Origin of the sequence: Mycobacterium sp. PSTR-4-N (assembly GCF_022348085.1) — a bacterium.
GTDB lineage: Bacteria > Actinomycetota > Actinomycetes > Mycobacteriales > Mycobacteriaceae > Mycobacterium.
On the sequence record NZ_JAKRFN010000028.1, the window covers coordinates 15,198 to 27,925 of the forward strand.

A 12,728-nucleotide genomic window follows, 5' to 3' on the forward strand; every position below is an offset into this window, starting at 1 on the left:
CGTTATCGGGCGTGCGCCGGCGTCAGAAGTTGAGCGCGGCATCCTCCGACGACACGAAGCGGTGCAGCTCCTCAAGAAAGCGGCGCGGACGTTCGATGTGCGGCCAATGGCCGGTGTGGTCGAACCGCACCTCGTCGGCCGACGGAACCTTCGACAGGAACAGCGCGACGTCTTCGGGCGGCGACAACGCATCGCCGTCACCGCGCAGGATCCGCGTGGGGCACCTTATCTGCTCCAGGTCGCGGCCGGGATCGCCGATCACTGCCGAAGCCAGGACAGGGAAGGTCGCGGGCGCACCCAGGTCGTGCATGGTGGCGCGCACCACCTCTGCATCGAGCAGATCCGGCCGGGCCACAAACGCCCCCAGCGCAGCCTGTCGCAGGTGCGGTGACCTGGCGATGAGCGTGGCGACCGGCCCGGGCAGGGGTAGGCCGACGACCGCCGACTCGGCGACCAGTGTGGCCACCGACCGGGGGTGACGCCAGAACGTTTCGATTGGACGTCGGAGGAGATGGACCAGCGACAGGATCGGACCTCCGGTGATGATCAACTGACCGAGCCGGGACGGATGTCGCACCGCCACACGTGTACCGACCAGGGACCCCATCGAATGTCCAACCACCACGGGAGCATCGAGCGCGAGTGCGTCGCACGCATCGACGACCACGTCGGCGAGCCCGTCGAAGGTGATGTGGTGTCGCGAGAATGGCGAGGCGCCGAAGCCCGGAAGATCCAGCGCCACAACGCGATAGCTCTGCGACAACACCGGGAAGAGATGCGCGAACCACCGCCAGCCCGCCGAGATGCCGTGCAAGAACACCAGGGTCGGACCCTGCGGGTGAGGCACGTCGACGCAACTCACCCGGGCGGTGGAAGTGTCCACGTAGCGCACGCAGTCATGCCACCGCGCCGTCGGCACCGCACCAGGTAGGGCCGAACCGTAACCAGCCCACACGTCAGGGGAGCCACCCACAGCACACCTCCAGTTCACGACGTCGGCAACACCGGCTCAGCGGCATGCACTTCATGATTTACTGTCATTGACATCAAGTCAACCAACGGATAGCTTCGGGTTCATTCCGATCTCACGCAGTCAGGAGAGTCCTATGACGACAGTCGGAGCGGGTATTGAAGGTCAGTCGGTCGACGCCAAGTTGGTTCCTGTCCATGAGCGGGCCGATCTGCGCCGCGCGTTTGGATGCTTCCCCAGTGGAGTCGCGGCTGTCTGTGCCGATGTTGGCGACTACAGCACGGGGATGCTGGTCAGCTCTTTGACGTCGGTGTCGATAGATCCGCCCCTGTTGTCGGTCTGCATTCAGAAGGGATCGCGCACGTGGGCCTCATTGGAATCGGCTGACTCGCTCGGGGTCAGCTTTCTCGGAGACGGACACGGTGGGCTGTGCGATCGATTCACAGCCGCAGCGCCTCAGCGCCTAGCCGGGGTTGACGTGACGGTGACATCCGAAGGGGCAGTTCTCATCCCGGAGTCAACGGCCTGGTTCGTCTGCTCCCGCCATGACTCGATCGCAGCCGGCGACCACCTCATCGTGCTCCTGCGCATCGACTCGATGTGTGTGCATCCGGGGTCGCATCCGCTCGTGTTTCACGGCTCGGCGTTTCGCCGTCTGGCCGCCTGAGCAACCGCCCCTCCCAACTTCGACCATCCAAGCCGATCAGGAGAACTGACGTGACCGTACCCACCACCACGGAGACCGCCGACGATGTGCTCGACCGAGTGGGCGCGCTGCAGCCCTTGATCCGTGAGCATTCGGCTCAGAACGAACGCGACCGCAAGGTCTCCGACGAGGTCATCGCCGCATTGCGTGACGCCGGCGCGTTCCGATTGGCTGCACCCCGCCGGTTCGGCGGCCACGAGGCAGGGCTGCGAGCTATGCTCGACCTCTCTGCTTTGGTCGCCGAAGCCGACGGCGGAACATCGTGGGTGACAACGTTATCCAACATCAACGCCTGGTCGACGTGTCTGTATGAGACCGCCACCGTCGACGAGATGTACGCCGACGGACCCGACACCATCCTCTCCGGTGTGGTGTCGCCGGGCGGTACGGCTCGCAAGGTGCCTGGCGGCTACATCATCTCCGGCCAATGGCCGTACTCATCGGCGAGCCTGCACGCCCAGTGGGTGTCCGGTGGCGTGTGGGAGATCGATGAGGATGGTGACGAGATCGACCAGGCAATGGTCGTCATGCCCATTTCGGATGTTCAGATCAAGGACACCTGGTACGTGGCCGGGATGCGCGCCTCGGGCAGCAACACGATCATTGCCGACGAAATGTTCGTCCCCGAGCACCGGCTCAGCTCGATGCTTCCGGTGATCTCCGGCGGGTACCTGGAGCAGTACCCGGACAATCCGTTTTATCGTGCGGCGTTCGCCCCCATGTTGGTGCTCGTCCTCGTCGGCCCCCAGCTGGGGTTCGGCCGCGCCGCACTCGACATCGCGGTCGGAAAGGCGTCCGGCAAAGCCCTGGCGTACACCAACATCGAACGTCAGACCGACTCCGTCGCCTTTCAGCTGTTGGTGGCCGACGCGGCGGCCAAGATCGACACCGCGCATTTGCACGCCTACCGCGCCGCCGACGACGTCGAGCGATACGCCACCGAGGGCACCTACCCGGACATCCAGGCGCGAGCCAGGATGCGGGCGGACGCCGCCGTCGCGTTGACGAGCATCAACGACGCCATCAACACACTGTTGAATGCTTGCGGCGCAGGCAGTTTCGCCGAGGTCAACCCCATGCAGCGCATCTGGCGCGACTCCAACGTCGCTGCACGTCACGCGGTGACACTCCCGCACGTCTCGATGGAGACCTACGGAAAGGCCCTCTTGGGCAGGGTCGACCACATCACGGCAATCGTCTGATGCCTACCGCTACCGATGGAGATGCTTGATGCCCGAAATCACCACATCACGAGAAATCGATGCTTCACAGGCCGCAGTATGGGCTTTGGTCTCCAACCCGCGACGGTTCGCCGACTGGAACACGCTGCACCTGAGATGGGATGAAGAACCACCCGCTGAACTGACCACGGGTGTGCGCGTGGTCGACGTCGTCAAGATCAAGGGCATCGTCGACACGATCGCATTCACCGTCGACGACATTCGTAACCCCGAGTTCCTCTCACTGTCCGGTTCTGGCAGCACGGGATCCACCGTCGTGCTCGACGTCTCCGTGACGGCAGGGTCCGCGACCGGCTGCCTGGTCACCCTTCACATCGTGTTCACCAGTTCGGTGTTGTTCGGTCCCTTGGGCAAAGTGGTCGAAAAGGCGTTCCGAAAACAACTCGACGCCTCGCTGGACAAGCTCGCAGCCGCGTTCGTGGGCGCGTAGAGTGTTGTTCTGGAGCGCTTTTCACTGCGAAGGTGTGGCAGCCTAGCGCGTCGGCTGGTCGTCGAGCGTGCTCAATGCCCCGTCGATTCCCATCCCGGGATCGAGTCGGATCGCTTCGCGCATCACAGCGGCCGCCATCGCCACCATCCAGTCGACCATCTCATCGACGTCATACGGTTGGCCGTTGTGCAGCCAGAAGATGGCCGCTTCGTCCATGGCGCTGACGGCGGCCCGGCCCGCCATGCGCACCGCGGGGCGATGTGCGTCGACTCCGAACAATTCGGCGGTGGCTTCCACTGCTCTCCATCTGGCGGCCTCGAACACCTCCCAAGCCAGTGGGTCGGCGCCGCGGCCGCCTAAGATCAGGCGCTGAGCCAGGCCGGGGTTGTCGGCGAGATACCTCAGGTGCGAGGCAACGGCCTGACGCAGCTGATCGATCGGCGGCAGATCAGGTTCAAACACGAATGCAGCGGCGAGTTGTTCCGCCGCCCCGCGCATCGCCTCCAGATAGAGGCCCCGCTTGCTGCCGAAATAGTGAAAGAGCAGACCGTGCGCCACTCCAGCAGCCTTCGCAATGTCACCAACGGCGACATCGTCATAGGTCGTGTCGGAAAAGATCCGCACCGCAGCAGCCACGATGCGCTCGCGGGTCTCTGCTGCCTGCCGGGCCCGGGCGGTCATCTTCTTGGTCGAGTCCGCCACGGTCGGGTTCTTCCTTCCTCGCCAGGGAACGAGCCGGTGCACACCTGCAGCGCTACCCAGATCATTTTAATTCAATGACATTCAGTCAACGGCCGCTGAGGGGCCGCCGGATACGTCGGTCGACACCGTCAGATGTAAGCGACGGACCATCCGCACGGCCTGTGCGGGATTGCCGCCATCGAAGACCGCGGCGTGGATTCCACGCATGGCCCCGGTGATCGTGTGCGCTGCCGCCGGGATGTCGGTGTCCGGGTCGATCGTCGCGTCCGCAGCGCATCGCGTCAGGATCTGCTCGACGCCCTGCTCGAAGGTGTCGTGCCAGCGCTCGGCGAACGATTCCGAACGCGGAACTCCGAGGTCGCGGAAGAGAACGTGCGCGGACGGTGTGGCGTAGATGGCTTCGGCGGACAGCTGCAAGAAGGTGCTCAATTGCGAGAGGGGCTGGTCCGGCCACGGCGAACTCTCGTAGTGACGACGCATGGCTTCGATCAACACGATGGCAGCGTTGTCGATTGCTGCCTTGAACAGTTCGCGCTTGCTGTCGAAGTGATGAAAAGCAGTACGTAGCGCGACACCGCAATGCTGGGCCACTTCTTCGACGGTGATCTGGCTGTAGTCCTGGTTCCGTAGCAGTTCCTGCGTGGCGATCATCAGACGTAGATCGGTGGGAACGGACTTGGTGTCGGGGTTGGATGCACCGCTGACCCATCGGTGCACGGTGGACGGATGGACACCGACCTCCTCCGCAACAGTCGATGCCCGTTCTCCACTGAGCACTCGTTCCACAGCCGACTGCCGCACGGAGATCCCTGGGCTCGACCTACCGGCCATGGGGCGATCGTACGACGACGCAGTCTTGCGTCTATTGCATTTGCCATGCAATAGTCGCATTGGGAGGTCCGCGCGAGCGGTACGCCTCACACGGAAGGGAGGCGCCTCGTGCGCAACGACTACCGGACGGCGCGCGCGTTGGTGACGGGTGCCAGCTCGGGCATCGGGGAGGCGTTCGCGAAGGCGCTCGCCGCTCGCGGCTGTGACCTGATGTTGGTCGCCCGCCGCCGAGAGCGGCTCGAATTGTTGGCCAACGAGCTCGAGGAGCGGCACGGAATCTCCTGTATCTCAGTGCCTTTCGATCTGTCTGCTCGGCACCCGGGAACCGAGCTGCGGGCACTGGTCGACGGTGACGTGGACATCCTGATCAACAGCGCTGGGTTTGCCACCCAAGGTCCGTTCATGGCGGGCGACGCAGAGGACTTCGCCCGGGTACTGGCCGTCGACGTCGGAGCAGTCGTCGACCTCTGCCATGCATTCCTGCCGGAGATGGTCCGACGGCGTCGTGGCGCGATCGTGAACGTCTCCAGCACAACGGCGTATCAACCGGTACCCACGCTGGCCGTCTACGCGGCGGCCAAGGCGTTCGTGCTCAGCTTCAGCCAATCCCTCTGGTACGAGGCGCGAGAACACGGCGTCACCGTCTTCTCGTTGGCGCCAGGACCCACCCACACTGAATTCTTTGACGTGATCGGCGAGAGCGCTACCGCCGTGGGCCGGATGCAGTCCGCTGACGACGTCGCCGCGGCGGGCTTGCGGGCGCTCGACCGTCGCAGGACACCACCCTCTGCGGTCTCCGGGGTGCGCAACACGATCTCCGCGGCACTGGCACGGCTGGTCCCGCGGCGTGTGCTCATGCCGGCGCTCGCGCGGTCGCTGCGACCCGTGGAAGACACGTGATGACCACCGTATCCCATTGCACAACAGGAATATTCAATCCCTACGGCAGGAGCACGCCATGATCTTGGTAACCAGCGCAGCGGGTGGCGTCGGGCGTCCCCTCGTTCGTCAGCTCGCCGCCGACGGCCACACTGTGAGAGCGTTCGTCAAGAACGAAGATCAGGCGCGACGCTCACGGGCGGACGGGGCCAGCGAGACCGTGATCGGTGACCTGGCGCGACCGGGCGACCTTGAACGCGCGCTGAGTGGAACCCGCCAGATCTACCACGCCGCCCCGACCCAGCTCATCGACGAGCTGCCCGTGGCCGAACGACTGATCAACGCAGCCAAAGGTGAACGGCTCGATCAGATCGTGTTCCACTCGGTCATTCATCCTGACATCGCGGAGCTTCCGCACCACCGGCAAAAACTCGAGGTGGAGACCATCCTGCGGGAGTCGGGTCTGCCCGTGACCGTGTTTCGCCCGTCGCACTACATGCAGAACGTTCTGGACTTCTGGGATTTCTTCGGCGCGGGACTACTTCCCTACCCCACCTCACCCGAAATCCCCATGGGCGTCGTCGACGTGGAGGACATTGCCGCCGCGGCGGCCACTGTGTTGACCAACCCCGAGGAGCACATCGGAAAAACCTACGACCTGTCGACGGTGGAACTCACCCGCCACGACATGGCGCGCATCTGGAGCCGCGTGCTCGGTCACCCCATGCTCGCCGTCCGGATTCCGCCGCAGGCACTGGAGAACCCGCTGGCGGCGGTAGCGCCGTTCGGCTCGGCGATCGCGAAATCGTTGCTCTCGACCAGATTGCGTTCCCTTCCCCACGTCGTACGGGGACTGATCGCGGCGCCGAATGCGCGGGGATTTCTAAGCTGGTCGTCAGAGGCGCAGGACACGTACGTGAAGATGATGACGTACTACGACGTACACGGACTCCCCGCAGGAGATTTCGACGATCTGCCGAAGGTGTTGCCGCGGAGGCCGACCGATTACGAGCAGTTCGCTCGCCGTACCGCTGTGGCGCACCGGGTCGCCGCACCATGAGGCCATCGGCACCGGCGCCGTACTCGATCGCTGGATGTATCAGCCGTGAGCCGATACATCCAGCGCAGCACCAACGATGCTGTCGGTGTCGATGCCGTGGAGGCGATACACCGACTCGAGGTCGCCGACCTGACCGAACATGCTCACTCCCAACGATTTACACCGCACACGGTTGATGGTCGCAAGGAACGCCAGGGTGTGGGGATGCCCGTCGAGCACGGTGACCATGGGCGCGGCTCGATCGGCCGGGAAGATCTGGTCGAGGATCCACGATGGTCCCTCGGCGAGCCCGTCGCGGGCCCGGATCGCGCGGTACAGCAGGTCCGGGCTCGTCACGCAGATGACCTCGGCCTCCACATCCGCGCCGGTGAGCCGGTCCGCCGCGGCGAGAGCCTCGGTGACCAGCGCGCCCATCGCCACGATGGACACCGAGGGCGCGGTGGCCGGGCGCACGGTGTAGGCACCCGCGATAACGTGCCGGCGGCGTCGTTCCCGTGCCGCCGGATCCGTCGGGATGCCGGCCAGCTCCTGACGCACCGGACGGGTCGACAGCCGCAGGTAGGACGACGACCCGTCGGGCTTGCCGAGTCGGCTGAGACACTCGAGCAGAATCCACTCGACCTCGGCGGCGAATGCCGGTTCGTAGCTGGTGCAGCCGGGTTGCTCGAGACCGATGGACGGGGTGGTGATCGACTGGTGCGCACCGCCTTCGGCGGCCAGCGTGACCCCGGACGGGGTGCCGACGAGTATCGATTGTCCGCCCGCATAGATACCGAAGGACCACGGTTCCAGCGCACGTTCGACGAACGGGTCGTACAGCACGCCGATGGGCAGCAGCGGCTGGCCCCAGCGGCTCCAGGTGGCACCCAGTTCGCCCAGCAGGCCGACGAGGTTGACCTCGGCGATGCCGAGTTCCATGTGCTGACCGGTCGGGCGTTCGCGCCAGTGCATGATCGTGTCCGAGTCGTCGGCGAACCAGTCGGGGCGTTCCGACGGCGACCACACGCCCACCTTGTTGAGCCATCCGGCCAAATTGGTGCTGGAGCTGACGTCCGGGCTCACGGTGACGATGCGCCGCGCCACCTCGGGCGCCTCCCGGGTCAGGTCGAGCAAGGTGCGCCCCAGTGCACTCTGGGTGGTGGACACCGCGGGCGGGTTGCGCCCGATGTCGGTCGGAACCCGCGGGGTTTCGACGGGCTGGACGGCGTCTCGCTGCAGCCGTTCGGCGACCCGGCGGCAGAGTCGACCGGGGGACGACTCAGGGTCGAATCGGTGGAACGGTTGACCGGCGTCCTCGCCGAGAGTAGCCGCCAGATCAGCGAATTGGTCGTCGGTCAGTAGGGACGAGTGGTTCTGCGGGTGTCCCTGGGTGGGCAGGCGGTAGCCCTTGATGGTGTAGGCGAGGATCACCGTGGGCCGGGTGTCGTCGATCCGGTCGTAGGCGTCGAGCAGCGTGGTGAGGTCGTGACCGCCGAGATTCCCGATCGCCTGGAGGAGGGTCGCGTCGTCGAGGTCGGCGATCACCGCGGCCACGCCGGCCGACTCCCTCCCGTCCCCGGGCAGCCTGCTGCGCAATTCCTCCGCCGAACAGCGCAGCAGCCGTTGATATTCGGCGTTGGGCATGGTGACGATGCGCGTCCGCAGATCGTCTCCGCCGGGGCGGCGGAACAGCGCGTCGAGCACGGTGCCGAATTTCACGGTGAGCACCTGCCACCCGGCGGCGGCGAACATGGCCTCCAGCCGGCCGGAAGCGATGTGGGGGACCACACGGTCCAGTGACTGCCGGTTCATGTCGACGATCCAGACGATCTCCCCGAGCTCCGGCACCACAGGATCCAGCGCTGCCTCCCAGATCGCGCCCTCGTCGAGTTCCGCGTCGCCGACGAGCGAGTACTGCCGGCCGGAACCGCTGCCGCCGAACACGGTGTCGACGTAGCGGCGCGCGACCGTGGCCCAGATCGGCGCGGTCGCCCCGATGCCCACGGATCCGGTCGAATAGTCAACGGGATCCGGGTCCTTCGTCCGGCTCGGGTAGCTCTGCAGGCCCCCGAATTCCCGCAGGCTCGTCATGTACTGCTCGTCGAGAGACCCGAGCAGATAGTTGATGCTGTGCAGCACCGGGGAGGCGTGGGGCTTGACCGAAACCCTGTCGCCGGCGCGAAGCCGTCCGAAGTACAACGCGGTCATGATCCCCGCGATCGATGCCGACGACGCCTGATGTCCGCCGACTTTCAGGCCGCTGGCATTGGGGCGTATCCGGTTGGCGTGGTGCACCATCGCCGTCGACAGCCAGAGCACGCGGGAAGCGATCGCGTCGAGATCCGATACGGTCGCCGCATCGTCGGACCGGGACACGGGTTCGGGAGAGTGGGCAATCGTCATGACGTCAGCTGTCCTTCCGGTCTAGGCGGAGTGTTCACCGCGGTCAGCGCTTGCGTAGCCGTAGACATCCCGCCATTGTCTCTCGATGAACGACACGAGCTGGTCGATCACTGCCGGACCGGTTCGGGCCCGCCACACCACGTGGCCATCGGGGCGCACCACGACCGCGCCGCGGTCACCCACCTCCAGCAGGCCCAGCGCGTACGTACCGGTCACCGCGACGACGGCGAGCGGCGCGGACAAGGGGTGGTGCGAAAGTGCGTCCGACCATCCCTGCGGGTCGGCGGTGAACAGGGTGAGTCCCCGTCGGCGGACGGCGTCATGGGTCGATGTCTCGACGCCGTCGTGCGATGTGATGATCGCGTGCGGGAGTCGCGCGCCGGGATGCGTGGTCGGGCGGTAGATCGCGACATCTCCGTCGGGGCATGGGCCTTCGGACGCGTCGATCAGCCTACCCTGGTAGGCGTAGCCGAACTCCAGACCGCTGGCGACGAAATGCTCCTCCTGCCCGGGAATCGCGTCGGCCATTCGCTGCCGTAGCCGGTCGCTCCGAGTGTTCTTGCGCAGAAGGCGCCGGGTGCGTGAGGTCTGAACGGTGGTCAGGGCGTCTGCGACGGCCGCGATCGCACCGTCGGGCACCCGAGTCAGCGGGAGCTTGCCGATGAGTTCGGTGGCCCGGTGCAACGACCGGTTGGTGATGCCCATGGGAGCAGTGACATGGTCGAGTGCGAAATGGTTGTGGGTGCTCTGCTCGGCGAAGCGCTCGATGACCGGGCGCCGCTCGATCTCGTAGGTGTCCAGCAGCGATTCCGGTGCGCCGTCACGCATGATCGCGGCGAGCTTCCACGCGAGGTTGTGGGCGTCCTGCACGCCGCTGTTGAGGCCGAACCCGCCCGTGTGGGGAAACCGGTGGGCGGCATCGCCGATCAGCAGCAGCTGCTCCGCACGGAACCGGTCGGCGATCTGCTTGGTCATCGTCCAGGTGCCGGTCGAACGGATCCGATAGTGGGTGGATCCGATCACGTCAGGGAGGATGGCGTTCCAGAAACGCCGGCTGTCGCGCGCAATCGCCTGCACGGCATGCAGATACGGTGTCATCAAGACGTAGTCATCATCGGCGTGAGCGATCATCACCCCGCTGAAGCGTGGGTGGTAGATCCAGCTCAGCAGCGGTCGGTTCGCACCTTCCGGGTACAGCCCGGGGGCGTGGAAGAAGACACTGCCCATGTTGGCGAGCACAGGGCCGCTCATGGTGATTCCGGCGGCATCCCGCAGACCACTGTTCGCGCCATCGGCGGCGACGACGAACCGAGGGACGACGACATCGGGATCGCGTTCGTCGGACCGTAGAACCACTCTGTTGCCCAGGATCTCGGCGTGGCAGCCGCGGCGGAAGTCGACGAGTGGCTCGTGCTCCACGGCGTTCCACAGCGCCGGCATGAGCAGGTGCTGACCGATGTGGGAGATGAGGTGGCGACTGTGGGTTCGGACCTCTGCGAGCCGGTCCGGCTGGGACAGCAGGTCGATCTCACCGATCGGGTCGGAACGGACGTCGGTGCACCAGCGGATGATGTTGACGGTGTCGATCGGCGGTGTGATCGCGTCCAGCGCGGTGCTCAGGTCCGGGGAAGCCTGCTGCCAGATCTCCAGCGTCCGCGCGTTGATGACGTGCGCCGCCGGGTGCATGCGCGGGTTCCGACGCTCCTCCACAAGGGTGCTGGCGATGCCGTAGCGTGCGAGCAGCAGCGCCATGGTCGATCCCGCGGCGCCGGCACCGACGATGACGATCGGCTCAGTAGCCATGTGTCACAGCGTCTTCCACGTGATCGCACGCTTGTTGGAGCGCGGCTTCGTGCCGGGCCGCGTGCCGGCGCCCCTGGCGAGGAGCTGCTCGGAGTCGGATCCGGCGCGCAGTTGCTCGAGCAGGTAGTCGGGATCGATGTCGACACCGATGGGGTTGTCGTCAAATTCGCGGCTGTTGAAGTAATCCGCGGTCTGCTGTGCGGTGGGGAAGTTCTCGGTCTGGAACTCCAACCGGATCCCCTCGGGGTCCTCGTAGTAGAGGCTGGTCGTCGGCCCGTGGTTGATGGCCCACACCGGGGTGATGCCGACGCCTTTGAGCCGTTCGTAGGTCAGCAGCAGCTTCTCCACCGAGACGAACGTGAAGGCCAGATGGTCGATGCCGTAGGTCTTGCGGCGCCACCGCGACAGAGGGAACGCGTAGCGCAGCGGTGGGGGGAGTTTGACCAGGGCCAGCCGGTGGCTCTCGTGATCCCAGGTGAGGAAGGCGATCTGGCCGTCTTCGTGGACCACGCGGGCTCCGAAGACGTGGCCGTACCACTCGATCATCTCGGCGCTACGCGCCGTCTTGACTACCCAGTGCGCGATGAAGTCCGGGACCAGACGATCCGGGAGATCGTCGAGGTCCGGTGCCGTGGCGACGGTATCCGCGTCGTCCTGGTGGTCTGGTTGCAAGGGATTGGGTGTGGCACTCATGGATTCGAGCTCCCGTCGGTGGTGATGGTGGTGCGCTGTGTGCCCAGGTCCAGCGTCCCGGCGGCGTTGCGGATGGACGCCGTCACGACATCACCGGGCCGCAGATAGGGCTTGCGCTGGTTCATCCTGACGAAGGCGGCCCACAGTTTGTCCTCGGGCAGCAGCGCCGTGGCGAGACGGCGGACCACTGCGGGCGGTGACCCCGCCACGATGCCGTGCGGCGTTCCGGTCAGCAGGACGTCCCCGGGGTCGGAGTTGCAGAATTCACTCATCTCGGAGAGTGTTTCGGCGGGTTTGTAGAGCATGTTGGCGGTGTTGTCGACCTGCCGCAGCGACCCGTTGACTTCGAGTCGCAGTTCGAGGTCGTCGAGGAGTCCGAAGTCGTCGGGCTCGAGGACCGCGAGCACCGGCCCCAGGGGGCAGAACCCGCGATAGCTCTTGCCTTTCAGGAACTGTCCCTGCGGCAGCTGGACGTCGCGTGCCGAAAGGTCGTTGGCGATGGTGACACCGAAGATGTACTCGGGCAGGTTCTCGGCGGTGATCGTCACCGGTGCATCGACGGTTCCGCGAAGCACCAAAGCGAGTTCGATCTCGTAGTCGAGCAGGGTCACGTGCGCTGGGCGGATGACCGGGTCGCACGGTCCGGTCACGGCGGCGTCGGTCTTGTCGAAGAACAGGTTGAAATCTCGCGCGTCGGGGTCCATCCCGGATTCGATGGCATGTTGGCGGTAGTTCGCCCCCTGGCACATCACCCGGCACGGAACGGTGACCGGGGAGAGCAGGTCGACGTCATCCAGCCCGATGTCCCCGGGGTGTGCCATGGCCGCCGTCCAGTCGGCGCGGCCGCGTTCGATCAGATCCGCGGTACGCGGATAGTCGCCGCTGAGGGGCGAGATACGGTCGCCCATGAGGACGCCCCACGACGCGCGCTCGTTGCGCGAATATCGGACGAGGTGGACGACCATCGACGGCTCCCGATCTGCCGGTCCCTCGACCGGCTCGATGACCAGTCAACTGTTGAGCCGACCCGT

General features: G+C 65.7%; 12 protein-coding genes. 5 read left to right on the plus strand and 7 right to left on the minus strand.

Translation table 11 applies throughout. From position 1 onward, the window contains the following. Positions 1–22: 22 nt before the first annotated feature. Positions 23–883, minus strand: a complete 861-nt coding sequence (locus MHN84_RS26440) for an alpha/beta fold hydrolase (protein ID WP_241207445.1) — start codon at positions 881–883, stop codon at positions 23–25. Between the two features lie 223 nt (positions 884–1,106). Between MHN84_RS26440 and MHN84_RS26445 the strand changes: the two genes are divergently transcribed. The 3 genes from MHN84_RS26445 to MHN84_RS26455 are packed head-to-tail and all read left to right on the plus strand — an operon-like array spanning position 1,107 to position 3,347. Then, the gene (locus MHN84_RS26445) at positions 1,107–1,637 is read left to right on the plus strand and encodes a flavin reductase family protein (protein ID WP_255730983.1); all 531 of its coding nucleotides are present in this window, start codon (positions 1,107–1,109) and stop codon (positions 1,635–1,637) included. 50 nt (positions 1,638–1,687) lie between these two features. Next, positions 1,688–2,878, plus strand: a complete 1,191-nt coding sequence (locus MHN84_RS26450) for an oxidoreductase (RefSeq protein WP_241207446.1) — start codon at positions 1,688–1,690, stop codon at positions 2,876–2,878. Positions 2,879–2,906: 28 nt separating this feature from the next. Next, a complete protein-coding gene (locus MHN84_RS26455; protein WP_241207447.1) occupies positions 2,907–3,347 on the plus strand; it encodes an SRPBCC family protein in 441 nt (146 codons plus the stop codon). A 42-nt stretch (positions 3,348–3,389) separates the two neighbouring features. Here the strand turns inward: MHN84_RS26455 and MHN84_RS26460 are convergent, their stop codons facing one another. Both MHN84_RS26460 and MHN84_RS26465 read right to left on the minus strand, forming a co-directional pair. Then, positions 3,390–4,049 (minus strand): TetR/AcrR family transcriptional regulator, encoded by a 660-nt coding sequence (locus tag MHN84_RS26460; protein WP_241207448.1) that lies wholly within the window; start codon positions 4,047–4,049, stop codon positions 3,390–3,392. Positions 4,050–4,130: 81 nt separating this feature from the next. Further along, positions 4,131–4,880, minus strand: coding sequence for a TetR family transcriptional regulator (locus tag MHN84_RS26465; protein WP_241207449.1), 750 nt, complete (start codon positions 4,878–4,880; stop codon positions 4,131–4,133). Positions 4,881–4,988: 108 nt separating this feature from the next. Between MHN84_RS26465 and MHN84_RS26470 the strand changes: the two genes are divergently transcribed. Both MHN84_RS26470 and MHN84_RS26475 read left to right on the plus strand, forming a co-directional pair. After that, positions 4,989–5,780, plus strand: coding sequence for an SDR family oxidoreductase (locus MHN84_RS26470; protein WP_241207450.1), 792 nt, complete (start codon positions 4,989–4,991; stop codon positions 5,778–5,780). A gap of 58 nt (positions 5,781–5,838) precedes the next feature. Beyond that, complete coding sequence (locus MHN84_RS26475; RefSeq protein ID WP_241207451.1) at positions 5,839–6,819, plus strand: SDR family oxidoreductase; 981 nt, start codon at positions 5,839–5,841, stop codon at positions 6,817–6,819. Between the two features lie 39 nt (positions 6,820–6,858). Here MHN84_RS26475 and MHN84_RS26480 read toward each other — a convergent pair whose 3' ends face one another. Genes MHN84_RS26480 through MHN84_RS26495 form a run of 4 tightly spaced genes read right to left on the minus strand, consistent with a single transcriptional unit; the run spans position 6,859 to position 12,662 of the window. After that, positions 6,859–9,201, minus strand: a complete 2,343-nt coding sequence (locus MHN84_RS26480) for a pyruvate dehydrogenase (RefSeq protein WP_241207452.1) — start codon at positions 9,199–9,201, stop codon at positions 6,859–6,861. 21 nt (positions 9,202–9,222) lie between these two features. Beyond that, on the minus strand, positions 9,223–11,004 hold the full coding sequence (locus MHN84_RS26485; protein ID WP_241207453.1) for an FAD-dependent monooxygenase: 1,782 nt from the start codon (positions 11,002–11,004) through the stop codon (positions 9,223–9,225). Between the two features lie 3 nt (positions 11,005–11,007). Then, positions 11,008–11,697 carry a VOC family protein gene (locus MHN84_RS26490; RefSeq protein ID WP_241207454.1) on the minus strand — a complete coding sequence of 230 codons (690 nt, stop codon included), beginning with the start codon at positions 11,695–11,697 and terminating at the stop codon, positions 11,008–11,010. Continuing rightward, the gene (locus tag MHN84_RS26495; protein WP_241207455.1) at positions 11,694–12,662 is read right to left on the minus strand and encodes a fumarylacetoacetate hydrolase family protein; all 969 of its coding nucleotides are present in this window, start codon (positions 12,660–12,662) and stop codon (positions 11,694–11,696) included. Before MHN84_RS26495 ends, MHN84_RS26490 begins: the two co-directional genes overlap by 4 nt. Positions 12,663–12,728: the final 66 nt, after the last annotated feature.